The following is a 25,824-nucleotide window of genomic DNA, read 5'->3' on the forward strand; positions in this document are numbered from 1 at the left end:
TTAGGAATCGCGGACCCGCGTCGTGATCCAGTCGCTGAACGACCGCACGAGGGGGGCCTCCGCCTTGGCGTCCGGATAGACCAGATAATACGCCCCGCTGCTGATCAGGCTTTGCGGGAAAAGGATCTGAAGTCGACCGGATTCCAGTTCTTCGGCAATGAGGAACTGCGGGATCAGGGCGACGCCGAGGCCTGCCACGGCGGCTTGGGCCACCATGGCGAATTGTTCGAACCGCGGACCGCGCAGGGGATTGCCCATTTCAACCTTCGCACCCGCGAACCATTCGGCCCATCCGGTCGAACGGGTGCTCTGCTGCAGGAGCGTCGTGCGCGTCAGATCAGCGGGAACCGCGATGCGTTCCTGCTCCCGGTAGGCTGGGCTGCAGACAGGAACGCATTCCTCTCTCAGGAGGAGATCGCACACGGCGCCGGGCCAGTGCGGCTGGCCGAAATGGATGGCGGCGTCGAAGGGCTCGGTCAGGAAATCGAAGGGGGCAAGCCTCACGCCGAAATTGACGGTCACGTCCGGATGGCGCCCAAAGAACTCCGGCATGCGCGGAATGAGCCAGCGGGTCCCGAAGGTGGGCAACACCGCCAAGTTGAGGACGCCGCTCGTGCCCGACAAGGCTATGGCCTGGCGGGTCGCATCGGAAAGGTCACTGAGTGTACCGCGGACATGTGCGGCATACATCCGACCGACATCCGTCAGCACAACCCGCTGTCGGGTCCGGCTGAACAGCGACACCCCCAGCATCTCCTCGAGTTGCTGGATCTGGCGGGACACGGCGCTCTGGGTCAGGCTGAGTTCCTCCGCAGCCCGGGACACGCTGCCATGGCGTGCGGTCGTCTCGAACGCCAGGAGATTGCCCACATTAGGGAGAAAGCCGCGCCGCAACACCACGTTCATTCCATTTCAGAATAACCTGCTGCGAAGATGTCGATTTACATGCGGTCTGTCCAGCGTCACGTTGCGGCCCAATTTCAACGTCCCAATCCGGCGGCCCTGGCGCTGTCCGGCGCTGCCAAAAGGATCTGATGATGTCCGCTGCCCATAAGGAAGTTGCCAAACTGGTATGGCAGGATCCTCTTCTGATCGAGGACCTGCTGACCGACGACGAGCGCATGATCCGCGATACGGCCCGTGCCTACGCGCAGGAGAAGCTCCAGCCGAGGATCATCGAGGCCTATCGCGAAGAGAAAACGGACCGGTCCATCTTCAACGAGATGGGCGAATTGGGCCTCCTCGGCATCACGCTGCCGGAAGAATATGGATGCGCCGGTGCCTCTTACGTCGCCTACGGCTTGGTCGCCCGCGAGGTGGAGCGGGTCGATTCAGGCTATCGCTCGATGATGAGCGTCCAGTCCTCCCTCGTGATGTATCCCATTTTCGCCTATGGGACCGAAGACCAGCGCAAGAAATACCTGCCCAAGCTCGCCACCGGCGAATTTGTCGGCTGCTTCGGCCTGACGGAGCCCGACGCCGGCTCGGACCCCGCGGGCATGAAGACCCGGGCCGAGAAGATCGATGGTGGATACCGTCTCAGCGGCAGCAAGACGTGGATTTCGAACGCACCGATTGCGGACGTGTTCGTTGTCTGGGCCAAATCGACCGCTCACAACGATGAGATCCGTGGTTTCGTGCTCGAGAAGGGCATGAAGGGCCTGTCCGCTCCCAAGATCGGCGGGAAGCTGTCGCTGCGCGCTTCGATTACCGGCGAGATCGTCATGGAGGGCGTCGAGGTGCCCGAGGACGCGCTTCTGCCGAATGTCTCGGGCCTGAAAGGGCCGTTCGGCTGCCTCAACCGGGCCCGCTACGGGATTTCCTGGGGGTCGATGGGCGCCGCTGAGGATTGCTGGCACCGTGCGCTGCAATACACGCTCGATCGCAAGCAGTTCAACCGGCCGCTGGCCGCAACCCAGCTGGTCCAGAAGAAGCTGGCGGACATGATGACTGAAATCACGCTCGCCCTTCACGCGAGCCTGCGGGTGGGGCGGCTCTTTGACGAAGGGCGCGTGGCGCCTGAAATGATCTCGCTGGTCAAACGCAACAATTGCGGAAAGGCGCTGGATATCGCCCGCGTCGCGCGCGACATGCACGGCGGCAACGGTATTCAGGAAGAATACCACGTGATGCGTCACGCCCAGAACCTGGAGACGGTGAACACCTACGAGGGCACCCACGACGTGCACGCGCTCATTCTGGGGCGGGCCCAGACCGGCCTGCAGGCGTTCTTCTGACCGACCTTACGGATTCCTGAGGAAGGAGAAGCCGATGACCAAGCCCCTCGAAGGCCTGAAGGTGCTCGAACTCGCCCGGATATTAGCGGGGCCATGGGTCGGTCAACTGCTGGCCGATCTTGGGGCAGACGTGGTCAAGGTCGAGCGGCCGGGCGTGGGAGACGATACGCGCGGCTGGGGCCCTCCCTTCATCGACGGCGTAGGAGAGGATCACCTCTCGGCGGCGTATTTTCATTCCTGCAACCGCGGCAAGCGGTCCATCGCGGTCGATTTCGAGACCGCGGAGGGCCAAGCGGTGGTCCGGGACCTTGCCCGGCACGCTGATGTGGTGATCGAGAATTTCAAGGTCGGGGGGCTCGCCAAATACGGTCTCGACTATCAGGGCCTGAAAGCGGTCAATCCCCGCCTTGTCTATTGCTCGATTACGGGCTTCGGCCAGGATGGGCCTTACGCCAGTCGGGCCGGCTACGACTTCATGATCCAGGGCATGGGCGGCATCATGGACCTGACAGGCGACCCGGACGGCGAACCGCAGAAAATCGGCGTTGCGTTCGCCGATATCTTCACCGGGGTCTACGCGGTGGTGGGGGTGCTGGCCGCTCTGCGGCGGCGCGACCAGACCGGCGAGGGCGCGCAACTCGACATGGCGCTTTTGGACGTCCAGACGAGCGTGCTTGCCAACCAGGCGATGAATTTCCTGGCGTCCGGGCAGGCTCCGCGGCGCATGGGGAATGCCCATCCGAATATCGTGCCCTATCAGGTGTTTCCGGTGTCCGACGGTCATGTGATCGTGGCCGTCGGCAATGACGGTCAGTTTTCCCGCTTCGTCGCCGTGCTGGGACGGCCGGAACTGGCAACGGATGCGCGGTTCAAGTCCAATTCGGACCGCGTCGGCCACCGCGCCGACCTCGTGCCACTGTTGACCGCCCTGACGATCATGTTCACCCGTGACGAGCTTCTGGCTGCGCTCGAGGCGAAAGGCGTCCCTGCCGGGCCGATCAACACGGTGGCTGACGTGTTTGCCGATCCTCACGTCATCGCGCGCGGGATGCGCGTGGATCTACCCTCTGAGGCCGCGAAGGGCGGTGCGATCCCGTCGGTGCGCTCGCCCATCGTCATGGACGGCAAGCCGATGGTGGCCCTGCGCCCATCCCCGCGCCTGGGCGAGCACACGCACGAAGTGCTCAGCGATCCATCCTGGATGACTTAACTGCCCGGCTGCTTGGCGATCCCGTTCTCGAGAAGGCGGGAGACCGCATCCTTGATGCGCCCGATGTCTGTCTCGTCGAACGGGCTGAGATCGTGCATCTCGAAGCTGTGCAGGCCCTCCACGGCGAGCCACCCTAACAGACAGGCATCGAGATCGTCCGAGGTGGTCTTCAGCTCGTCCAGCGTTTTGCGCAGCACCTGACGGACAGGCTCGAGGAGGGCCGGGTTCTCCGACGAGGCAGCGAGCATCCCGTTGGCCACATCCTTCATCTTGCCGTTGCGCATCTTCAGCATGGCAGCTGTGCATAGCCGGGCCTCAAGATTGCGACCGGGAGCCGCATGCTTGCGCAGCGCCTCTTTCTCCAGCGAAACTTCGTCGATCAGCCGCTGAATCATGCCCTGGAGGAGCGCGTCCTTGCTGGGGAAATTGTAGAGCAAACCGCCCTTGCTCAGCCCGGCTCGCTCGGCGACCGCCTCGAGAGTGAGACGTCCAGACCCGATATCGCTCACGAGTTCCGCGGCCGCATCGAGGATTTTCGCGCGGGAGCTCTTCCGGCCACGGACGCAGTTGAACATTTCCACCCCTTGCACTAAACCGTCCAGACGGTATATAAAAGGTTCCATCGCCTTGGCGTCAAGAGGAACTTGCGTTAAGGCGACGCTTCCAAACACTGAACCGTCCAGCTTTGCCGGACGTCTGAACACGGAAAAGCTCCATGAAACGGCGCATTGTTGTCACCCTTGTCTTTGTCCTGGCGATCGGACTCTGCGCTGGTCTCATCTGGTTCAACTTCTTCAAAGAACGGATGATCAAGGACTTTTTTGCGAACATGAAGCCCCCGGCGCAGGTGGTGACATCGGCGAAAGTCGAGGCCAGGACCTGGAACCCGGGCATCAGCGCGATCGGCACCGCACGTGCGGCGAACGGAGTCGAACTGGCGTTCGAAATCGCAGGCATCGTCAAGGAAATCAAGTTCAAGGCGAACCAGACGGTCGAAAAGGGCGCCGTCCTGGTGCAGCTCGACGATACGGTCGAGCGCGCAGACCTGCAGGACGTACAGGCCAATGTGAAGACGGCCGAAAGCAATTTTGATCGCGCCAAGACCCTCTCATCCCGGGGCTTCGGAACGGAAGCGAATTTCGATCAGGCGAGCGCCCTGATGGCTGCGGCGCGGTCGCGACTTGCGCGCCTTCAGGCCACCATCGAACAGAAGGCCCTGAAAGCTCCGTTTTCCGGCACCATCGGCATCCCGCGCATTGACGTGGGCCAGTATCTCCAGCCAGGCACTGTCATTGCCAGCTTCCAGGACCTGAATTCGATGAAGGTCGATTTCACGGTACCTGAGCAGGTGGCGGCTGAAATCAAGCTTGGCCAGGAGGTTCGCGTCGGCGTCAGCGAGACCGATCTTCCCTTCACCGGCAAGGTAACGGGAAAGGACCCCCGCGTTGATCCCAAGACCCGGCTCGTGTCTGTTCAGGCGGTCGTCGAGAACAACAAGGATGCGGCGATTCTTCCGGGACAGTTCCTCCATGTGGAGGCAGTCCTTCCGCCGCAGCTCAATGTCATCACGATTCCGCAGACGGCGGTGATCGCGAGCCTTTACGGTGACTACGTCTTCACCATCGACGAAGAAGAAAAGGCCGGCGAAAAAGCCCTTGTGACCAAGCAGGTCTTCGTCAAGACCGGGCGCCGTCGCGGCGGATCGATCGAGATTATCTCGGGCATCACGCCGGGCCAACTCGTGGTCGCTTCGGGACAGAACAAGCTCCAGGCCGGATCAACGGTCAAGATCAACAACAGTGTCGACGTGACGAAGTTCGACGCGACCAAACTTGCCAACGGGCAGTAGGCACACGCGATGAGTTTTACAGAACTCTTTATCAGGCGCCCCGTCCTCTCGATGGTGGTGAGCCTTCTCATCCTCCTGCTCGGTGCGCAGGGGTTGATGAGCCTTCAGGTGCGGCAGTATCCCGAGGTCGAAGAAACCACCATCACCATCACCACGACCTATGTGGGCGCGAGCGCCGACCTAATGCAGGGCTTCATCAGCACGCCCATCGCCAAGTCGGTCTCGAGCGCCGAAGGCGTCGATTACGTGACGTCGCAGAGCCGCCTGGGCGTCAGCACGGTCTCCGTGCGCATGCGTCTCAACACGGATCCGAATGCGGCGCTCACGGAAGTGACCGCAAAGGTTCAGCAGGTGCGTGCGCAGCTGCCGACCGATGCCGAAGATCCCGTGATCATGAAGGGCACGGGTCAGACCTTCGCGTTGATGTACCTGACGTTTGCCAGCTCGGAGATGAATTCCGAACAGGTGTCGGAATTTCTCACCCGCGTGATCCAGCCGCGCTTTGCGACCCTTGAGGGCGTGGGCGGAGCCGAAATCCTGGGGGGACGCGAGTTCTCCATGCGCGTGTGGATCGATCCGCAGCGCTTGGCGGCTCGTGGGGCAACCGCAAGCGATGTCGTGGCAGCAATCCGGTCGAGCAACTTCCTGGCAGCGCCTGGCAAGACGAAAAACGAGTTCGTGGCCTACGCACTCGAGATGCAAACCACTTTCCAGACGCCGGAAACGTTCGGGACCCTTCCCATCCGCTCCAATGGCGATCAGATTGTGCGTCTGAGCGATGTCGCGGACGTCGAGCTGGGCCCGAAAAGCACCGACACCAAGGTCAGCTTCAACGGCAAGGAAGGCACGTTCATCGGCATTACGCCGACGCCCGCCGCCAACCCGCTCACTGTTGCCGCCGAGGTCACGAGGGCCATCGAGTCTATCCGCCCGACGCTGCCGAAAGGCATGACCGTCGAGATCGTCTACGATGCCTCGAACTTCATTTCGGCGTCGATCGAGGAAGTCTTCAAGACCATCGGCGAAGCAGCCTTGATCGTGATCATCGTTATCCTGTTGTTCCTCGGGTCGTTCCGGGCGGTTCTCATCCCGATCGTCACAATCCCACTGTCGCTCGTGGGTGTCTGTTTCGTCCTGTTTGCGCTGGGATATTCCATCAACCTGCTAACGCTTCTGGCGATGGTTCTGGCCATCGGACTCGTCGTCGACGATGCCATCGTGGTGCTGGAGAATATCCATCGCCACATTGAAGAAGGCCTTTCGCCGACCGATGCGGCAATCGTCGGCATGAAGGAAATTTTCGTTCCGATCGTGTCGATGACCATCACGTTGGCGGCCGTCTACGCGCCGATCGGATTCACCCAGGGCCTGACGGGCACGCTCTTCCGGGAGTTTGCCTTCACGCTGGCGGGTGCGGTGGTTATTTCCGGCATCATCGCCGTGACCCTGTCGCCGATGATGTCCGCCAAGCTCCTCAAGGCTCACGGCCCGGGTGGCCAGAAAGGCTTCGCGGGCTTCGTCGATCGGACTTTCACCAGGCTGGAAAACTGGTACTCGCGGCGGTTGTCCGGCTCGCTCGATTTCCGCCCGGTTACCTTGATCATTGTCGTCGCGCTGCTCGGAACGACCGTTTTCCTGTTCATGAAGACGCCGTCGGAACTCGCCCCTGAAGAGGATCAGGGCGCCTATCTCGGGCTGGTCAACACACCGCAATACGCGACCGTGGACTACACGCAGGCGTTTGCCGCGGGCTTCACCCGCGCCGGCGAAACGATTCCCGAGATCGACGACACCTTCCTGATCGCCGGCATCGACGGTGGCGGCAGCGGATTTGTCGGGTTCAAACTCAAGGAATGGTCGGAGCGCAAGAAGAAGGGCGCCGAAACGAAGAAAGAAATTCAGGCCCTTCTCAACGAGAATGGCGGCGTCCAGGCTTTCGTCTTCGCGCCTCCCTCTCTGCCGGGAGCCGGCGGTGGGCTGCCGATCCAGTACGTTCTTCGCACCATCGGCGATCCGGCGCAGGCCTTTGAGGTGGCCGAACAGGTCAAACAAAAGGCGACGGCGTCCGGTAAGTTCATCGTCGTCCAGAATTCGGTGACCTACCAGACCCCGCGGGCCCGCATCATTGTCGACCGCGACCGCGCGGCCGCGCTCGGCGTTCCCGTCAGCGAGATCGGAACGACCCTCGGGGCGCTGGTTGGCGGCGCGTCGATCTCGAAATTCGACCGCGACAACCGCAGCTACGATGTGGTCAGCCAGGTGAGGCAGAACGATCGCCTCAATCCGGAACGGTTGACCGAGTTCTTTGTCCGGGCCGCCGACGGCTCCATGGTTCCGCTCTCCGCGCTCGTGCGGATCGAAACCGATGCTGCACCGGCCGCGATCGAACAGTTCAACCAGCTGAACTCCGCAACCCTGTCGGCCCTGCCGTTGCCGGGCGTGACGACGTCGGAGGGACTGGCGACCCTGCGGCAAATCGGGCGCGAGGTGATGCCGCAGGGCTTCTATGAGGATTATGCGGGTCAATCGCGTCTCGAGGTGCAGGAAGGGAGCTCGATCGCGCTCGCGTTCGGCTTGGCGATCATCGTCATCTACCTGGTTCTCGCCGCCCAGTTCGAGAGCTTCCGCGATCCATTCATCATCATGATGTCGGTGCCGCTCTCGATGTTCGGCGCGATGATCTTCCTCAACCTCGGATTGGCGACTCTCAACATCTATACGGAGGTCGGGCTGATTACCCTCGTTGGCCTGATCACCAAGCACGGCATCCTGATGGTCGAGTTCGCGAACGACTACAAAGAGAAGAACGCGAGCACCAACCGCAAGGCAATCGAAGAAGCAGCGCGCGTGCGGTTGAGGCCGATTTTGATGACCACCGCCGCCATGGTTCTGGGCGTCGCCCCGCTGCTCTATGCGGCGGGTGCGGGTGCCGCGGCACGCTTCTCCATGGGCCTCGTCATCGCTTCGGGCATGTCGATCGGGACGATCTTCACGCTCTTCGTGGTGCCGATGTTCTACACCTACATCGCGAAGCCCGCTGTCAAGCGGGTGGAAGCCGCCAAGGAGGAGCCGATGGCTCCGCCGCGGGCCTGGGCCGCCGAGTAAGCAAAAAGGCCGGGCAATGCCCGGCCTTTTTTATTGGATAGTAACCGGCCGCTCGAGCGATGGCTTCAGGTGGCGCTCTCGCCCTCGACCTCGATGAAGGCCGACAGGGACTTGAAGCCTGCCTGCTCGGCCGCGATCTTCACGGCCTCGGCGACCTCCGCCGAATGAACCTCCACGGTCTTTCCCGTCTTGGTACACACGAACATCACCTTCATGGCGTTCACCTCGGGCTGGCCGTGGGACACGATGTAGGAGTTCTGGGTCGCAAGGCGATGAACGAGTCCCGCATCGCGCAGGAAGTCCAACGCGCGGTAGATGGTGACAGGAGCCAGGCGCTTTTTGTCACTGCTCAACCGGTCCACCAGATCATAGGCCCCGACCGGGCCGCCGGTCTGAACGAGTTCGCGATAGACCCTCTCGCGAATCGGCGTAAGCCGCAGATTATTGGCGCGACAAAGGTCGTCTGCACGTTGCAGGAGGGTCTCCTCCTCGTCTTTGCGAATGGCCCGGGCGTTCATGGAAATAGCTCCTGTAATAACAAATCCTATCCGTTTATATAGGCAAAATTCGAGGAGCACAATGTGCTATCGTTGCAATTTATGCTTGCATTGTTGCATATCGCGAAACCGTCGGTGACGTCCTCAGGCCGAGTATCGGCGCCGAGAGATCAACCAGCGGGCGAATCCACGTGCGCACAGGCATCGCAAAGGCCGCGCACCTCGACCGTCACCCGCTTGGCCGAGAAAGCGTTGCTTTCACTCCAATGCGCAAGGCGCTCTCCGATCTGCGGGTCGGTAAACTCGCTGACGGCGCCGCAGCCGTCGCAGATGGCAAAGGCCGCCATTTCATGATGATGCGGGTGATGATGTTGACAGGCGACATACGCGTTCACGCTCTCCAACCGATGGGCGAGCCCTTTCTCGATCAGCTTCTCGAGAGATCGATAGATCGTGGGAGGCGTCACAGCACCCTTTGCCCGCATCTTGTCGAGCACTTCATAGGCCGAAAGCGGATTGCGTGCGGTGGACAGGATGCGGTGCACGCGCCGCTGCGTGTCGTTCAAACCGTCGACCGCGTGGCCATGCTGCTTCAAAGTCATAGATCAGATCCACCCGAAAGGTACTTTATACGTACGGGTTGGCGGGGCGAATTGCAAAGGGCGATTGAAAGCCATTGCATGGCGCCGCCCGCCGCCGTCGCGGGAGGACAGAAGTCTCCATGGCTCGTTAGAGCGCTCCGCGACAGGATCGTTTTCGAGCAAAGCGCGCATTATTTCTTATCATACAAATCTCACATTCGTCCGCAGGTGAAGCGCTGAAGCCTGTTCTTTAAGCACGCGCATCATTTGTGAGCGCTGCGGCTCGCCGGTCTCTTCGCTTTGTCTCGCCCGTCGGGGTCATGCCGTTTCCGGCTCGGCACTGGCACGGAACTTGCTCTGAACCACTGGCTGCTCCGGGGGCAGCCTGGGCAATGGGAGACACCTATGTCGATTGCGAACTGGACGAAAAAAAGTACGCGCATTCTGGCCGCCACACTGGCGGTTTCGGCCAGCCTCGTGGGCGCCGCGCAAGCACAGGAGACGATCAAGGTCGGCGTGCTACACTCGCTGTCAGGCACGATGGCCATCAGCGAGACGACCTTGAAAGACGCGATGCTGATGCTCATCGAAGAGCAGAACAAGAAGGGCGGTGTCCTGGGCAAGAAGCTCGAAGCGGTGGTCGTCGATCCGGCTTCGAACTGGCCGCTCTTCGCCGAGAAGGCGCGCGAGCTCATCAGCAAGGACAAGGTCGTGGCGGTGTTTGGCTGCTGGACCTCGGTTTCGCGGAAATCGGTGCTCCCGGTGTTCAAGGAGCTGAACAGCGTCCTGTTCTATCCCGTCCAATACGAGGGCGAGGAGAGCGAGCGCAACGTGTTCTATACGGGTGCTGCGCCCAACCAGCAGGCAATCCCCGCTGTCGAGTATCTGGCCAAGGAAGAGAAGGTCGAGCGCTGGGTCCTGGCCGGCACCGACTATGTCTATCCGCGCACCACCAACAAGATCCTCGAGGCCTTTCTCAAGTCCAAGGGCGTGAAGTCCGAAGACATCATGATCAGCTACACGCCGTTCGGGCATTCCGATTGGCAGACCATCGTGGCAGACATCAAGAAGTTCGGTTCAGCTGGCAAGAAAACGGCCGTCGTCTCCACGATCAATGGCGATGCCAACGTCCCGTTTTACAAGGAGCTTGCCAACCAGGGCATCAAGGCCACCGACATCCCGGTCGTGGCATTCTCCGTCGGTGAAGAAGAACTCGCAGGCATCGACACCAAGCCCCTCGTCGGCCACCTGGCTGCCTGGAACTACTTCGAGTCGATCGACACGCCTGACAACAAGGCGTTCATTCAGAAGTGGAAGGCCTTCACCAAGAATGACAAGCGGGTCACCAACGATCCGATGGAAGCTCATGTGATTGGCTTCAACATGTGGGTCAAGGCAGTCGAGAAGGCGGGTTCGACCGATCCCGACAAGGTCATCGACGCCATCGTTGGGGTTCAGGTCCCCAACCTCACCGGCGGGATCTCCGAAATGCTTCCGAACCACCACATCACCAAGCCCGTCCTGATTGGTGAGATCAAGGATAACGGCCAGTTCGACGTGGTGTGGAAGACAGAGGGTCTGGTTCCGGGCGAAGCCTGGTCCAAGCAGCTTGAGGGTTCGAAAGACCTTGTGGCCGATTGGAAGACGCTCAAATGCGGCAACTACAACACAGTCACAAAGAAGTGCGGCGCGTGACGGTTTGACGGAGGGCGGCCATGGCCGCCCTCATCCTCAACTTCTGGGCTCACCGCATGATCAGCTTTCGAAACGCTCTCCGCGCGCTGCTGGGACCTCTTGTCGTGGTCGGTGCCTTGTCATCAGCCCATGCAGGGCCGTACGACGACGCACTGATCAAACTGACCACCGATAATTATGCGGACACGGATGCGGGTGTGGCGGCTCTCGTCGAAAGCGGCAATCCGCGGGCTGAAGCGATCATCGAGGCTTTGCGGGCAGGAACGTTGCTTTATGGCGATGGGAAGCTTGCCATCCGTGGTCCGGCAGGCGTCGCTGTCGACGCGACAACGGCAACACCGCTGGTCGCCAGTGACGCGGGATCGCTCAAACCGGTGCGGGTCAATAACCGTGTGAGGCGTGCCGTCGAGGCAGCCCTCGGCAGCATGACACTGCTCAGCCCGGATCAACGCAGGCGGCTCGACGCTGCTGCTGCCGTCCTCAGATCCCGCGATGCTGCAGCGCTTCCTTCCCTGGACAAGGCTCTCGCGCAGGAAAAGGTGGAACGGGTCAAGATTGCCATGCTCGAAGCACGGGCGGCCATCATCCTCAACCAGCCCGATTCCTCTCCTGGCGACAGGCTCGCGGCGGTTGCGACCCTTGGCAATCTCGGCAACCAGAACGCACTTGCGCTTCTCGCCAACCTTCCTGCCGGGGCCTCGCCCGAACTCACGGCGGCGGCCCGCCAGGCCTCTGAGACCATTGCGGCCAATCTTGCGCTCTGGAACGCCGCACAAAACGTCTGGTACGGCATTTCCCTCGGCTCGGTCCTGCTCCTCGCCGCCATCGGATTGGCAATCACGTTCGGCACCATGGGCGTGATCAATATGGCCCATGGGGAGATGGTGATGATTGGCGCCTACACGACCTTCATGGTCCAGGAGGTGATCCGCAACCATGCCCCTGGTCTCTTCGGCGCCTCGCTGTTTATCGCCTTGCCGCTCGCGTTCCTGATCGCCGGGGCGATCGGCATCGCCATCGAGCGCCTGGTGATCCGCTTTCTCTACGGGCGTCCGCTTGAGACTCTGCTTGCCACATGGGGCCTGTCCCTCATTCTGCAGCAAGGCGTGCGAACCATGTTCGGCCCGAGCAACCGTGAAGTCGGCACGCCGGAATGGATGAGCGGAGCGCTTCAACTTGGAGGCCTCAGCCTGACGTATAATCGCATTGCGATCGTCATCTTTGCCTTTGCGGTCTTTGCGACTTTGCTTCTCGTTCTGCGCTACACCTCCCTCGGGCTCTACATGCGCGCGGTAACACAGAACCGCCGCATGGCCGGTTCGGTCGGCATTCGCACCAGCCGGATCGACGCGTTGGCGTTCGGTCTCGGATCGGGGGTCGCAGGGATTGCCGGCGTCGCGCTGTCGCAGATCGACAATGTGAGCCCCAATCTCGGCCAGAGCTACATCATCGACAGTTTCATGGTGGTGGTGTTCGGGGGTGTCGGCAATCTGTGGGGAACCCTGGTGGGCGCCATGACGCTCGGCGTCGCCAACAAGTTGCTTGAGCCATTCGCCGGAGCGGTGCTGGGAAAAATCCTTCTGCTGGTCGCCATTATCCTCTTCATCCAACGAAGGCCGCGCGGGCTCTTCGCGCTCAAGGGCAGGGCAGCAGAGGCATGACGATGAGCACTATCATCAATCGGCAGGCCGTGGTGGTCCTCGTGCTCCTCGCGTTGGCGGCGATCGTCATTCCAGCGATGAACCTTGCCGCCGCGCCCGGATCGGTCTTTCACCTCTCCGATCATCTCGTGCCGTTGTTCGGGAAGTATCTCTGCTTTGCGCTGCTCGCCCTCTCGGTCGATCTCGTCTGGGGCTTTTGCGGAATTCTGTCGCTCGGGCACGGGGCTTTCTTCGCACTCGGCGGCTATGCCATGGGCATGTATCTGATGCGACAGGTGGGGTCGCGCGGGGTTTATGCCGATCCGGTGCTGCCGGACTTCATGGTGTTCCTGAACTGGAAGGAACTTCCGTGGTTCTGGGAAGGGTTCAATCATTTCCCCTATGCGCTGCTGATGATCCTGGCGGTGCCCGGAGCCCTGGCCTTCGTGTTCGGTTGGTTCGCCTTCCGGTCCCGCGTGACGGGCGTCTATCTGTCGATTATGACGCAGGCGATGACCTTCGCGCTGATGCTCGCATTTTTTCGCAACGATATGGGCTTCGGCGGCAATAACGGGCTGACGGACTTCAAGGATATCCTGGGATTTTCCGTTCAGGCGAAATCGACGCGTATCGCGCTGTTTGTCCTCTCGGTGGCGGCCCTGGCGGCGGGCTATGTCCTGTGCCGATGGGTGGTGAGTTCAAAGCTTGGCAAGGTGGTCGTGGCCATCCGCGACGCGGAAAGCCGCACGCGTTTCCTCGGTTACCATGTGGAGCAGTACAAACTCGTGGTCTTCACCTTGTCGGCCATGCTGGCGGGTGTCGCGGGTGCGCTCTACGTTCCTCAGGTCGGCATCATCAATCCGGGCGAGTTCGCGCCGGCCAATTCCATCGAGGCAGTGATCTGGGTGGCGGTTGGCGGTCGCGGGACGCTGGCGGGCGCGATTCTTGGCGCCTTGGTTGTCAATGCCGGAAAGACATGGTTCACGGGGGCGGTGCCGGAATACTGGCTCTTTGCGCTCGGGGGCCTGTTCGTCCTGGTGACGCTCTTCATGCCGACGGGTATCCTCGGGGCTGCCGACAAAGTGTGGAAGCGGCTGCGATCACGGCCAGAGGATACGCGCGGCGAACTTGCCTCGCAGGCGGCGGAATAGGCGATGAGCGCACCCACTACCCCAACCCTGCTTTACCTGGACAACGTCACGGTCACGTTCGACGGCTTCCGTGCTCTCAACGCCCTGTCGCTCGCCATCGACCATCATGAAATGCGCGCAATCATCGGCCCGAACGGGGCGGGCAAAACGACCATGATGGACGTGATCACCGGCAAGGCGAAACCTGACGATGGGCAAGCCGTTTTCGACGGTTCGCACGACCTGACGGCCCTCGACGAAGCCACCATCGCCGAGTTGGGGATTGGCCGCAAATTTCAGACCCCGACGGTATTCGAGCATCACACGGTCGAGGACAATATCCTGCTTGCGCTGAAGGCAGATCGCCGTCCGTTTTCAGCCTTGCTGTCCCGTCGCGACAAGGTCGAGCGCGAGCGGATCGATGCTTTGCTTGAGCGCGTGCGCTTGAACCGCCATCGGCATAGGCTTGCGGCAGAGCTGTCCCATGGCCAGAAGCAATGGCTCGAAATCGGCATGCTGTTGGCTCAGGAGCCAAAGCTGCTCCTCGTCGACGAGCCGGCCGCCGGCATGACGGACCAGGAGACGGCCGATACCGCCGACCTCTTGCGAGACATCGCAAAGACGCGCGCCGTCGTCGTCGTCGAACACGACATGACGTTTGTGCGTGACCTCGGCGTGAAGGTCACGTGTCTGCATGAGGGATCTGTTCTGGCCGAAGGGCCGCTCGACGTCGTCAGCGCCAACGAGCGCGTGATCGAAGTGTATCTGGGACGGTGACGATGCTCTCGATCGACAACCTCTCCCTGAAATATGGCGCCTCCCAGGCCCTGCGCGACGTGTCGCTCTCGGCGCCTGTGGGCGAAGTCACGTGTGTGCTCGGTCGCAATGGGGTCGGCAAGACGTCGCTGCTGCGGGCATTGTCGGGACAGCGCGCGGTATCGGCCGGGAGCATTCACTTCGACGGACAGGACATCACCCGTCTGAAGCCTTTCGAGCGCGCCGCCCTCGGAATCGCCTACGTGCCGCAAGGCCGAGAGATCTTTCCGTTTCTCACCGTGAAGGAGAATCTCGAGACGGCGTTCGCGCCCTTGAAACGCGACAAGCGTGTCATTCCAGACGAGGTGTTCGAGCTCTTCCCGATTCTCTCCTCCATGCTTGGCCGTCGCGGCGGCGATCTGTCGGGTGGACAGCAGCAGCAGCTCGCGATCGGACGCGCGCTAGTGATGCGGCCCCGGCTCCTCTTGCTTGACGAGCCAACAGAAGGCATTCAGCCGTCGATCATCAAGGATATCGGTCGGGCCATCTCGTTCCTGAGGGACCGCAAGGACATGGCGATCCTGCTCGTCGAGCAGTATTTCGACTTTGCCCGTGACTTGGCCGACCGCTTTGTCGTAATGGAGCGCGGAGCGATCGTGCAATATGGCGATCGCGCAGCTCTCGCGGGGGACGATGTACGCCAACGACTGGCCATCTGACAATTCAGCGCGCGTGCCAGTCGTCGGACGCCAACGGGCGGTCGGCCGCATTGCCTTCAGTGCCCAGCAGATTGAAGGCCTCACCCGCCCCATGCGCATCGCCGAAAGCGGTTCGATGCGGATCAGACTTCCAAAAAACGCCAGTTCGGGAATCGATGCGGTGATCGTGAACACCGCCGGTGGCGTCGCCTGTGGGGACCGCTTTGATATCGACATCGAGGCGCAGGCGGGAACCTTCGTGACCGTCGCTACGCCGGCTGCCGAGAAGATCTATCGCTCCGACGGCCCGATCTCCGAGCTGTCCACGACTTTGACACTAGGCGAGGGCGCCAGACTCGACTGGCTGCCTCAGGAAACAATCCTCTACGATCGGGCGCGCCTGTCACGGCGTCTCGATGCCGACATCGCCGAGACCGCGGTCCTCAGCATCTTCGAGGCTGTCGTCTTTGGGCGCGCGGCCCGACATGAGACCATGACCGAGGGTCTATTTATCGATCGGTGGCGGATCAGGCGGGGGCAGCGCATGGCCTATGCCGACACGCTGAAGCTTTCAGGCGCCATCGCAGAGCTTCTTCAAAAGAAGACCATCGCAGGCGGAGCAAGGGCGCTGGCCACATTCCTATACATTGCGCCGGATGCCGAGGCGCGTCTTGAAGACGCCCGCAACCTGCTCGGGACCGTGCCCGGATGCCAAGCAGCAGCCAGCGCGTGGAATGGCCTCTTGGCAGTCCGGTTCTGCGCAGTCACAATTGAATCGTTGCGCGATGCGGCAAGCCGATTCCTCGTCGGTTTCAGGGCGGCGCCTCTGCCACGTGTCTGGTTGAGCTAGGGACAAATTATGAATCTGACGCCCCGTGAGAAAGACAAGCTCCTGATCGCCATGGCCGCGATGGTCGCGCGCCGCCGGCTTGAACGGGGCGTGAAGCTCAACTACCCGGAGGCGATCGCTTTGATCACCGATACGGTCGTGGAGGGAGCCCGCGACGGTCGCTCCGTCGCCGACCTGATGGAGGCCGGGGCCTATGTCATCTCGGCCGATCAGGTCATGGAGGGCGTGGCTGACATGATCCATGACATTCAGGTCGAGGCGACGTTTCCGGATGGGACGAAACTCGTGACCGTCCATCACCCGATCCGGGGCGCAGCATCTGTACACGCCCCCGGCGAGGTCGTGACCCTTCCGGGTGAAATCCTGTTCAACGAGGGCGCGCCACGGGTCACGCTCACCGTTGCCAATACGGGCGATCGGCCCATCCAGGTCGGAAGCCATTATCATTTCTTCGAGACCAATCCGGCCCTCACCTTCGATCGCGCCGCCGCACGCGGCATGCGTCTCGACATCGCGCCGGGGACCGCGGTTCGCTTCGAGCCCGGCTCGACGCGAGAAGTGAGTCTGGTTCCGTTCGTCGGCGGTCGCGAGGTCCATGGGTTCCGCGGTGATGTGATGGGACGCCTGTCATGAGCAATCAGCGCAAGCCTGCATCGATCAGCCGCGCTGCCTATGCGGATATGTTTGGGCCCACCAAGGGCGACCGCATCCGCCTCGCCGATACGGCATTGTATATCGAAGTGGAGAAGGACTTCACCACCTACGGCGAAGAGGTGAAGTTCGGCGGCGGCAAGGTTATTCGTGACGGGATGGGCCAAAGCCAGGTGACGCGCCGCGACGGGGCCGTCGACACGGTGATTACGAATGCGGTCATTCTCGATCATTGGGGAATCGTGAAAGCCGATATCGGGCTTCGCGACGGCCGTATCGTCCGGATCGGAAAAGCCGGCAACCCCGACGTTCAGCCGAATGTTGACATCGTGATCGGGCCAGGCACCGAGGTCATTGCGGCTGAGGGAAAAATTGTCACTGCCGGCGGCTTCGACTCGCATATTCATTTCATCTGCCCGCAGCAAATCGACGATGCGCTCATGTCCGGCGTAACGACGATGCTGGGCGGCGGCACCGGTCCGGCCACCGGAACCTTCGCGACGACGTGCACGCCCGGGCCCTGGCACCTCGCCCGGATGATCGAGGCGGCCGATGCCTTTCCGATGAATCTCGCCTTCACCGGCAAAGGCAATGCCTCGAAACCCGGCGCGCTCGAGGAGATGATTCTCGGCGGCGCCTGTGCGCTCAAACTCCACGAGGACTGGGGAACGACACCGGCGGCGATCGATTGCTGCCTGTCCGTGGCGGATGCCTATGACGTACAGACCATGATCCATACGGACACGCTGAATGAGTCCGGCTTTGTGGAAGACACCATTGCGGCCTTCAAGGGGCGCACCATCCACGCCTTTCATACGGAGGGCGCGGGCGGCGGGCATGCGCCGGATATCATCAAGGTGGCGGGGCTTCCCAACGTACTGCCCTCGTCGACCAATCCCACGCGGCCTTACACGGTCAATACGATCGACGAGCATCTCGACATGCTCATGGTGTGCCACCATCTCGATCCGTCAATTCCCGAGGATCTGGCTTTCGCAGAGAGTCGAATTCGCAAGGAGACGATTGCCGCCGAGGATATCCTGCACGATCTCGGGGCGCTCTCCATGATGTCGTCCGACAGCCAGGCGATGGGCCGGGTCGGCGAGGTCGTGATCCGCACCTGGCAGACCGCGCACAAGATGAAGCTGCAAAGGGGCCCGCTTCCCGGCGAGAGCGGCGACAACGACAACCTGCGTGCCCGTCGCTACATCGCGAAGTACACCATCAATCCCGCCATCGCACATGGGGTTTCGAAACACGTTGGCTCAGTCGAGGTGGGAAAGCTGGCTGACCTCGTCGTGTGGACGCCGGCGTTCTTTGGGGTCAAGCCGGATCTCATCATCAAGGGCGGGACGATCGCCGCCGCCGCCATGGGGGACCCGAATGCCTCGATTCCGACACCGCAGCCGGTTCACTACCGGCCGATGTTCGGTGCATTTGGACGCGCCGTCACCGCGACCTCACTCACTTTTGTGTCCAAAGCCTCGATCGAGGATGGATTGGCGGCCCGGCTCGGCGTGCAGAAGCAACTCGTCGCTGTCGAGAACGTCCGTGGCGGAATCGGCAAGAAGGATATGATTCTGAACAACGCCATGCCGGTGATCGAGGTCGATCCGGAAACCTACGACGTTCGTGCGGATGGCGAGCTTCTCGTTTGCGAACCGGCATCTGAGCTTCCAATGGCCCAGCGCTATTTCCTGTTCTGACATGATGCGCGCCTCCACCATCACCCGCCAGCCCGACGTTGATCCCGACCGCATCGTCGACGTCATCACCCTCGATCATGGCGACCGTCATCGCAGGCGTATCTTTCTCACAGCGGATGGGGGGACGGCCTTTCTGCTCGATCTCGACAAGGCGGATGTCCTCGCGGATGGGGATGCGATCAGGCTCGAGACAGGTTGGCTCATCGAGGTGCGTGCATCGCTTGAGAAACTTGTCGAGATCCGCGCCGACACTGCATTGGACCTTCTGACGCTTGCCTGGCACATCGGCAACCGTCACGTCCCGGCGGAGATCACCCCTGAGGCGATCTATATTCTGTACGACCATGTTCTTGTCGCGATGCTTCAGGGGCAGGGTGCGTCCACAAGTCTGGTCGAGCGCGCTTTCAGTCCTGTTCGCGGCGCCTATCACCACGATTCGCATCATGCCGGCCACGCCCATGGCTGAGTCGAAATCCGTGTCCGCTTCCGCGTCCCTGATCCCGCTTTTTGCGTGGCTTTCACCGGGCTATCCGGTCGGCTCTTATGCATATTCCCGGGGTCTTGAATGGGCGGTCGAAGCCGGCGATGTTTTGGATGATGCGACACTCATCGTGTGGCTTTCGGATATGCTGACACTCGGCGCCGGTCGCAATGACGCAATTCTACTGGTGCACGCCTACAACGCGATCGGCGCCCGCGATGACGCATCTTTCGACGCGGTCAACGCGTTGGCGCTCGCGCTCTCACCCTCGGCAGAAATCTATCTTGAGACCTCGCAACAGGGCCGCAGCTTTCTCGACGCGACGCGGGCTGCCTGGTCGGCTGCTCTCCTGCCGTCCTGCGCGGGAGAGATTGCCTATCCGGTGGCGGTCGGGGCTGCGGCGGCGGCTCACGGCATCCCCTTGCCGGTGACGCTGGAGGCGTTCCTCTTTGCTCTTGTCCAGAACCAGGTCTCGGCCGCCATCCGGTTGGCGCCCATCGGTCAGACATCGGGAACCCGCGTCTGCGCGTCTTTGCAATCGGTCGTGATCGCGACAGCCCGGGACGCGGAAAGCGCGGACCTCGATGCGTTGTCGAGCGCGACGTTTCGAGCCGATCTCGGCTCGTTTCATCATGAAACCCAATATACGAGGATTTTTCGATCATGACGTCGGCGACCGGGCCACTTCGCGTGGGAATCGGGGGACCTGTTGGATCCGGCAAGACCGCCCTCATGGAGGCGCTCTGCAAGTCCTTCCGTAACCGCTATGATATCTGCGCCATCACGAATGACATCTACACCAAGGAGGATGCGCGCCTGCTGACAGTCGCGGACGCGCTGCCGGAAGAGCGCATCATGGGCGTGGAGACAGGAGGCTGTCCGCATACCGCGATCCGGGAGGATGCATCGATCAATCTCGCGGCCATCGCAACGATGCGAGGTCGCTTCCCAAATCTCGACATCGTCCTTGTGGAATCGGGTGGCGATAATCTTTCGGCGACCTTCTCACCTGAATTGGCTGATCTGACCATCTATGTCATCGACGTGGCGGGCGGTGAGAAAATTCCCCGCAAGGGCGGACCCGGCATCACCCGGTCGGATCTGCTGGTGGTCAACAAAATCGATCTCGCCCCCTATGTGGGCGCTGACCTTGCCGTGATGGAAGAGGACACGAAGCGCATGCGCGGTCACCGGCCGTACATTTTCAGCGCCATCCGCAGCGGCTTCGGTGTCGACTTCATCGCCGATTTCATCGAGAGGACCGGCGGCCTCACGCCAACAACCTGAAAGCAGCATCCATGAAAATCACTCGAGTTGTCGCCGTTCTTATCGCCTCGCTCCTGGCAAGCCCGGCGCTCGCGCATACCGGCGTCGGCACCACGTCCGATCTCACCTCCGGATTCCTCCACCCGATCGGAGGCCTCGATCATGTCCTTGCCATGGTGGCAGCAGGCCTCTTTGCCTCGGTGTTGGGCGGGCGTGCCCGGTGGGCGCTTCCGGCAACATTCGTCGCCATGATGATTCTGGGCGGCACGCTCGGGTTTGCGGGGCTTTCGCTGCCGGGCGTGGAGGGCTGGATATCGCTGTCAGTGGTCGTCCTCGGGCTGGTGGTGATGGTGGGGAAGGCATGGCCGATCGGCGCGGCTGCCGGCATGGTCGGCGGGTTCGCGATTTTTCACGGCTACGCTCATGGAGCCGAGATGCCCGTCGCGGCGGGAGCCGGCCTTTACACCCTCGGCTTCGTGGCTGCGACCGCCCTTCTGCACGCGGTCGGCGTCGGTGCGGGGATCGCGTCGTCCCGCCCTTCCGTCGTTCGGCTTGCCGGGGCCGCGGTTGCTGTGGCAGGGCTCGCCATCCTGGCTCTCTGACCGCAATGGTCGAACCGACCTCTGGAAAAAGCAGACCGTAGCGGAAGTAAAACTTTATGCGCGCCTGTTTAAAACAGTTCTAATCAAAGTCTGGAGTGGTTCTAATTGTGGTAACATCTTGCCTATTCGGCCTGGTTTTTGGGCCGAAGGGCATTGCCGATGCTAGAACGATCGTGCAGTAGCGCACCGGACGGGTGGATATCGCCCGTCATCTGATCATAAACGCTACGGAGACACGATCCATGATGCCTACCACCCTTTTGCGACGCGGTATTCAGATCGCTCTCCTTGCTGGAAGCCTGGGCGTGTCGTCAGGCGCTGCCTTCAGCCAGGAGATCAATCTCTATACGACCCGTGAGCCGGGTCTGATCAAGACGCTGATCGATGCGTTCACGCAGGCCAAAGGGGTCAAGGTCAACACGATCTTCGTCAAGGATGGCCTGGCGGAGCGCGTGGAGGCCGAGGGCGACAAGTCGCCGGCGGATGTGCTCATGACCGTGGACATTGGCAACCTCATCGATCTGGTGGACAAGAAGCTCACGCAGCCGGTGAAGTCATCGCTGCTGGACAGCGCCATTCCGGCCAATCTTCGCGGTGCGAACGGCGAGTGGTTCACGCTGTCGATGCGCGCCCGCGTCCTCTATGCGGCCAAGGATCTCGACCTCACCGCGTTCACCTATGAGGACCTCGCCGATCCCAAATGGAAGGGCAAGGTCTGCATTCGGTCGGGACAGCACCCCTACAACACGGCAATGATTGCAGCCTATCTGGCCCATCACGGCGCGGCAAAGACGGAGACCTGGTTGAAGGGTCTCAAGGCCAATCTGGCGCGCAAGGCCGGAGGCGGCGATCGGGAAGTCGCGCGCGATATCCTCGGCGGCATCTGCGAGATCGGCGTCGGCAATTCGTATTATGTCGGCCTGATGCGCAGTGGTAACGGCGGTCCCGATCAGAAGAAATGGGGCGAGGCCATCAAGGTCGTTCTTCCGACTTTCGAGGGAGGCGGAACACAGGTGAACGTGTCCGGTGCTGCCGTGGCGCGCAATGCCCCCAACAAGGCTGCGGCGATCAGCTTCCTCGAATTTCTCGTGTCGGATGCCGCTCAGAAGATCTACGCGGAAGCCAATTACGAGTACCCGGTCAAGGCCGGCGTCGCCGCCGATCCTCTGATCGCGGCGTTGGGAAACCTGAAGGTGGACAATCTCAACCTGACCGAGATCGCCAAGAACCGCAAGGAAGCGAGCCTTCTCGCTGAGAAAGTCGGCTTCGACAATTGACATGACGGAGGGGCTTGGCGCCCCTCCTTCCTCTTTCGAGAATTGAACCGTCACAGTGTACTTCGTGAAGCAAAGCGGGCGCTCGCTTCAGCGGCGACCATGGCTTGTTGCCGCGATGGGAATCGCGGCCCTCGTCATGGCGCCGATCGTCGTCCTTGCAGGCCTGGCCGCGCAGGGTTCGGGAGGATTGTGGTCCCACTTGGCCACCAACGTTCTTCCGACGGCCCTGCACGACACGATCCTGCTGCTCCTCGGCGTCGGCATCCTTGTCAGCGCCATCGGGACTGGAACGGCGTGGCTGGTGTCGGCCTACGAGTTTCCGGGGCGCCGCGCCCTGTCATGGGCGCTGCTGCTGCCCCTGTCGGTTCCCACCTACATCATCGCCTACACCTATCTCGATATCCTGCACCCGATCGGGCCGGTTCAAACAGCGCTTCGTGCGGTCTTGGGAATCGCGAGCCCGCGAGATTTTCGGCTGCCCGACATCCGATCCATGGGCGGCTGCATTCTTCTGCTAAGCTTCGTGCTCTACCCGTACGTCTATCTCACGACGCGCGCGATGTTCCAGACGCAGGCCGCTGGTCTCATCGAGGCGGCGCGGGTGCTCGGCACGCGCAAGGTTGCGTTGTTCTTTCGCGTCGCGCTGCCACTCGCGCATCCAGCCATCGCAGTCGGCGTCAGCCTCGCTCTGATGGAGGCTCTCAACGATATCGGTGCGTCCGAATTTCTCGGCGTGCGGACATTGTCTGTCTCGATCTACACCACCTGGATCACACGATCGGACCTCCCCGGAGCTGCGCAGATCGCACTCGTCATGCTCCTGGTCGTCATCATGCTGGTGATGGCCGAGCGATGGGCACGACGCCATCGACGATATGCCGCGTCGACGAAGAGATCTCATCCTTTGAAGCGCGTCATCCTGAAGGGGCCCGCGGCAGCCGGAGCAATCGTCCTGTGTGTGATCCCGATCGTGCTCGGCTTCGTGGGGCCCGCCGTATACCTCGTGTCGGAGAGCATCAAGCGGGTCCGTTTTGGGGGCATCTCGTCGTCCATCATCAGGGAGTTGCTGAACACAATCACGGTCTCGTTTATTGCGACGCTGGCCGTCGTCTGCCTCGGTCTTGTCGTTGCCTATGCGGCGCGGCTCGAGAGGGGTCGAAGGCTGTCCGCAATCTCGCTCCGCGTGGCTTCGCTTGGCTACGCCATTCCCGGAACCGTCCTGGCGATCGGCATGCTGCCGCTGATTACCGGGCTCGATGCTGTCCTCGACGATATTGTCCAATCAATCTGGAATGTTCCCCTGCGCTTATGGCTTCTTGGCACAGGATCGGGCCTCGTCATTGCCTACACGGTGCGTTTCATGGCCATCTCGATTGGTGGAATCGAGGCCGGCTTCACGCGTGTTCCGGCGTCCCTCGACGATGCCTCGAGGACCTTGGGAAAATCGGCAGGCTCCACGCTCAGGCAGGTTCACTTTCCGTTGATCCGACCCGCTGTCGCCGCGGCGGCGCTTCTCGTCTTTGTCGACGTGATGAAAGAACTACCTGTGACGTTGTTGCTGCGGCCGCTGAATTTCGAGACGCTTGCCACACATCTCTACGGCGAAGCGGCGCGCGGCACCTACGAAGAGGCAGCGATTGCCGCTCTCCTGATCGTGGCCGCCGGCATCATCCCTGTTGTCGTGCTGGGACGTGCCGACCAAAAGACCTGAAGGGGCGACACTTGAATTCTGCTCCCGAGTGGGGCGGTCTCTGGCTTTGGCGTGAAGGTCCCCCGCCAGAATGCCCGCTTCCATGGCGACCGCGCGCCAAACGGCGTTAGCGGGGACCAGAGAGCTGTCGGTGCCCGAGGCGGGAGACTGCCGCACCCGCTCTGAGAGCGGATGCGGCAAGGGGCGTTAAAAGCCGCCGGACTGGCCATCCTTGCGCGGGTCGGACCCCGCCACATAGCCGCCGGGAACGCGCTGGATGATCTGGCTGCCGCCAAATCCAAAGCTCTGATCGGGCGCCTCCGACTTCACGCTATGTCCGCGCTCGCTGAGGCCTTCGACGAGGTCTGGGCGCATGGTTGATTCCAATGCGACCTCGAGCCCTTGGAGGATGCGCCAGCGGGGCGCATCCGAGGCGGTCTGCGGATCCTGCTGCCAGATCTGCGTGCGCAGCACCATCTGGACGTGACCTTGAGCCTGCATGGGGCCGCCCATCAGGCCGAAGGCCATCGCGGGTTCGCGACCCTTCATCACGAAGCCCGGAATGATGGTGTGGAAAGGGCGCTTGCTCGGGCCGACTTCATTGGGATGTCCCTTCTCGAGGGTGAACCCGAAACCCCGGTTCTGCAGACTGATACCCGTGCCGGGAACGACGATTCCAGAGCCGAAGCCAGCATAGTTGGATTGAATATAGGACACCATCATGCCGCTCTCGTCAGCCGCAGCCAGACAGACGGTACCGCCATGCTTGGGTGAACCGGCGCCAAAATTCTGCGCGCGCTTCCGGTCGATCAATTTCGCACGGCTGGCGAGATAGGCCGGGTCAAGCAAGTGCGAGGCCGCCACATCCGTCATGGCGGCCGCATCGGCCACGTAGGCATGCACGTCAGCAGTCGAAAGCTTCATGGCCTCAATCTGGAGGTGCACGGCATCGACATCGTCAGGTTGCATGCTGGCGAGGTCGAACTGTCGCAGAATGCCCAGAGCCATCAGGGCCGCAATGCCCTGGCCATTCGGCGGAATCTCGTGGAGCGCCACATCGCCGATCTCTTGAGCGATGGTGCCGCACCAATCATTGCTGTGGGCGGCGAGATCGTCCTCGTTGAGCACCGCACCGTGCTCCTTGGCGAAGTGCGCGATCTTGGCGGCCAATGCGCCCCGATAAAAGGCATCGCCCTTGCTTTCGGCGATCAGCGCGAGGGTCTGTCCGAGAGATTCGTTGCGGTAGAGTTCGCCTGCTTTCGGGGCCGCCCCATTGGGCATGAACGCTTCGCGGAACCCAGGTTGGGCATTGAGTTCGGCGGCGCCCCGACGCCACTGTTCGGCGATCACCGGCGTCACGAGATAGCCGCGCTCGGCATAGTCGACCGCTGGCCCGAACAGATCCGCGAAAGGCAGCTTTCCGAAGCGCTCCGACAGATCGGCCCAGGCAGACACAGCGCCAGGAACCGTCACCGATTCCCAGCCGCGCATCGGCATGGCAGGAAGATGGGCGAACCGCTCGGGGTTCCACTGAGCGGATGAACGGCCCGATGCGTTCAGCCCATGCAACTCTTTACCGTCCCACAGGATGCAGAACGCGTCCGAGCCCAGTCCATTACCGGTCGGTTCAACCACGACGAGGGCGATGGCAGCCGCGAGGGCGGCATCCATCGCATTGCCGCCGCGTGCGAGCATGCGCAGGCCGGCCTGCGTTGCAAGTGGATGCGATGTCGTCACCACATTCCGGGCAAGGACCGGGGACCGGCGAGACGGATAATCAGACTGAAGGGTGAAGTGCACGAGATGACCTTGGGTGTGAGCGTCGTCGAACGGTCGTGGATGAAACATTGTCCACGAGCCGATTGGACCATGTCCAGCGCGTGAGGGTGGCGCTGCGCGCGCC

23 protein-coding genes are annotated in these 25,824 nt (G+C 61.8%); 18 read left to right on the plus strand and 5 right to left on the minus strand.

Annotation, left to right across the window (positions count from 1 at the left end; all coding sequences use genetic code 11):
* On the minus strand, window positions 1–906 hold the full coding sequence (locus tag J4G32_RS14500; protein ID WP_210495886.1) for a LysR family transcriptional regulator: 906 nt from the start codon (window positions 904–906) through the stop codon (window positions 1–3).
* Window positions 907–1,037: 131 nt separating this feature from the next.
* Between J4G32_RS14500 and J4G32_RS14505 the strand changes: the two genes are divergently transcribed.
* Complete coding sequence (locus tag J4G32_RS14505) at window positions 1,038–2,237, plus strand: acyl-CoA dehydrogenase (RefSeq protein WP_246505074.1); 1,200 nt, start codon at window positions 1,038–1,040, stop codon at window positions 2,235–2,237.
* Window positions 2,238–2,271: 34 nt separating this feature from the next.
* The gene (locus tag J4G32_RS14510; protein ID WP_210495892.1) at window positions 2,272–3,447 is read left to right on the plus strand and encodes a CaiB/BaiF CoA transferase family protein; all 1,176 of its coding nucleotides are present in this window, start codon (window positions 2,272–2,274) and stop codon (window positions 3,445–3,447) included.
* Here J4G32_RS14510 and J4G32_RS14515 read toward each other — a convergent pair.
* Window positions 3,444–4,022 (minus strand): TetR/AcrR family transcriptional regulator, encoded by a 579-nt coding sequence (locus J4G32_RS14515; RefSeq protein WP_210495895.1) that lies wholly within the window; start codon window positions 4,020–4,022, stop codon window positions 3,444–3,446. The two genes, J4G32_RS14510 and J4G32_RS14515, sit on opposite strands and share 4 nt — an antisense overlap.
* Window positions 4,023–4,162: 140 nt before the next feature.
* Here J4G32_RS14515 and J4G32_RS14520 point away from each other — a divergent pair, with 140 nt between their 5' ends.
* Window positions 4,163–5,296, plus strand: coding sequence for an efflux RND transporter periplasmic adaptor subunit (locus J4G32_RS14520; protein WP_210495898.1), 1,134 nt, complete (start codon window positions 4,163–4,165; stop codon window positions 5,294–5,296).
* Window positions 5,297–5,305: 9 nt separating this feature from the next.
* Window positions 5,306–8,401, plus strand: a complete 3,096-nt coding sequence (locus tag J4G32_RS14525) for an efflux RND transporter permease subunit (RefSeq protein ID WP_210495904.1) — start codon at window positions 5,306–5,308, stop codon at window positions 8,399–8,401.
* 65 nt (window positions 8,402–8,466) lie between these two features.
* Here the strand turns inward: J4G32_RS14525 and J4G32_RS14530 are convergent, their stop codons facing one another.
* Entirely contained in the window at window positions 8,467–8,919 is a 453-nt protein-coding gene (locus tag J4G32_RS14530; protein ID WP_210495909.1) for a Fur family transcriptional regulator, read from the minus strand.
* Window positions 8,920–9,068: 149 nt separating this feature from the next.
* The gene (locus J4G32_RS14535) at window positions 9,069–9,500 is read right to left on the minus strand and encodes a Fur family transcriptional regulator (RefSeq protein WP_210495910.1); all 432 of its coding nucleotides are present in this window, start codon (window positions 9,498–9,500) and stop codon (window positions 9,069–9,071) included.
* A gap of 384 nt (window positions 9,501–9,884) precedes the next feature.
* Here J4G32_RS14535 and urtA point away from each other — a divergent pair, with 384 nt between their 5' ends.
* The 14 genes from urtA (at window position 9,885) to J4G32_RS14605 (ending at window position 23,942) form a co-directional block, all read left to right on the plus strand.
* Window positions 9,885–11,174, plus strand: a complete 1,290-nt coding sequence (gene urtA, locus J4G32_RS14540; RefSeq protein WP_210495914.1) for an urea ABC transporter substrate-binding protein — start codon at window positions 9,885–9,887, stop codon at window positions 11,172–11,174.
* A 56-nt stretch (window positions 11,175–11,230) separates the two neighbouring features.
* A complete protein-coding gene (urtB, locus tag J4G32_RS14545) occupies window positions 11,231–12,835 on the plus strand; it encodes an urea ABC transporter permease subunit UrtB (RefSeq protein WP_210496109.1) in 1,605 nt (534 codons plus the stop codon).
* A gap of 2 nt (window positions 12,836–12,837) precedes the next feature.
* Window positions 12,838–13,965, plus strand: coding sequence for an urea ABC transporter permease subunit UrtC (urtC, locus tag J4G32_RS14550; protein WP_425515520.1), 1,128 nt, complete (start codon window positions 12,838–12,840; stop codon window positions 13,963–13,965).
* A gap of 3 nt (window positions 13,966–13,968) precedes the next feature.
* Complete coding sequence (gene urtD, locus J4G32_RS14555; protein WP_210495919.1) at window positions 13,969–14,721, plus strand: urea ABC transporter ATP-binding protein UrtD; 753 nt, start codon at window positions 13,969–13,971, stop codon at window positions 14,719–14,721.
* Between the two features lie 2 nt (window positions 14,722–14,723).
* Window positions 14,724–15,419, plus strand: a complete 696-nt coding sequence (gene urtE / locus J4G32_RS14560; RefSeq protein WP_210495922.1) for an urea ABC transporter ATP-binding subunit UrtE — start codon at window positions 14,724–14,726, stop codon at window positions 15,417–15,419.
* On the plus strand, window positions 15,364–16,248 hold the full coding sequence (locus J4G32_RS14565; protein WP_246505076.1) for an urease accessory protein UreD: 885 nt from the start codon (window positions 15,364–15,366) through the stop codon (window positions 16,246–16,248). Before urtE ends, J4G32_RS14565 begins: the two co-directional genes overlap by 56 nt.
* A gap of 9 nt (window positions 16,249–16,257) precedes the next feature.
* Complete coding sequence (locus J4G32_RS14570; RefSeq protein WP_210495924.1) at window positions 16,258–16,881, plus strand: urease subunit gamma; 624 nt, start codon at window positions 16,258–16,260, stop codon at window positions 16,879–16,881.
* Entirely contained in the window at window positions 16,878–18,605 is a 1,728-nt protein-coding gene (gene ureC / locus J4G32_RS14575) for an urease subunit alpha (protein ID WP_210495927.1), read from the plus strand. The genes J4G32_RS14570 and ureC overlap by 4 nt, the downstream gene beginning before the upstream one ends.
* Window position 18,606: 1 nt before the next feature.
* A complete protein-coding gene (locus J4G32_RS14580; protein WP_210495930.1) occupies window positions 18,607–19,071 on the plus strand; it encodes an urease accessory protein UreE in 465 nt (154 codons plus the stop codon).
* On the plus strand, window positions 19,049–19,753 hold the full coding sequence (locus J4G32_RS14585; protein ID WP_210495933.1) for an urease accessory protein UreF: 705 nt from the start codon (window positions 19,049–19,051) through the stop codon (window positions 19,751–19,753). Before J4G32_RS14580 ends, J4G32_RS14585 begins: the two co-directional genes overlap by 23 nt.
* The gene (ureG, locus tag J4G32_RS14590) at window positions 19,747–20,373 is read left to right on the plus strand and encodes an urease accessory protein UreG (protein ID WP_210496111.1); all 627 of its coding nucleotides are present in this window, start codon (window positions 19,747–19,749) and stop codon (window positions 20,371–20,373) included. The genes J4G32_RS14585 and ureG overlap by 7 nt, the downstream gene beginning before the upstream one ends.
* Window positions 20,374–20,384: 11 nt before the next feature.
* Entirely contained in the window at window positions 20,385–20,954 is a 570-nt protein-coding gene (locus J4G32_RS14595) for a HupE/UreJ family protein (RefSeq protein ID WP_210495936.1), read from the plus strand.
* A 242-nt stretch (window positions 20,955–21,196) separates the two neighbouring features.
* Window positions 21,197–22,231 carry an extracellular solute-binding protein gene (locus J4G32_RS14600; RefSeq protein ID WP_425515521.1) on the plus strand — a complete coding sequence of 345 codons (1,035 nt, stop codon included), beginning with the start codon at window positions 21,197–21,199 and terminating at the stop codon, window positions 22,229–22,231.
* Window positions 22,232–22,346: 115 nt separating this feature from the next.
* Window positions 22,347–23,942 carry an ABC transporter permease gene (locus tag J4G32_RS14605; RefSeq protein ID WP_210495939.1) on the plus strand — a complete coding sequence of 532 codons (1,596 nt, stop codon included), beginning with the start codon at window positions 22,347–22,349 and terminating at the stop codon, window positions 23,940–23,942.
* 186 nt (window positions 23,943–24,128) lie between these two features.
* Here the strand turns inward: J4G32_RS14605 and J4G32_RS14610 are convergent, their stop codons facing one another.
* A complete protein-coding gene (locus tag J4G32_RS14610) occupies window positions 24,129–25,769 on the minus strand; it encodes a gamma-glutamyltransferase family protein (RefSeq protein ID WP_210495949.1) in 1,641 nt (546 codons plus the stop codon).
* Between the last annotated feature and the right edge of the window lie 55 nt (window positions 25,770–25,824).

The sequence above is a fragment of the Microvirga antarctica genome, from assembly GCF_017921815.1.
GTDB classification, from domain to species: domain Bacteria; phylum Pseudomonadota; class Alphaproteobacteria; order Rhizobiales; family Beijerinckiaceae; genus Microvirga; species Microvirga antarctica.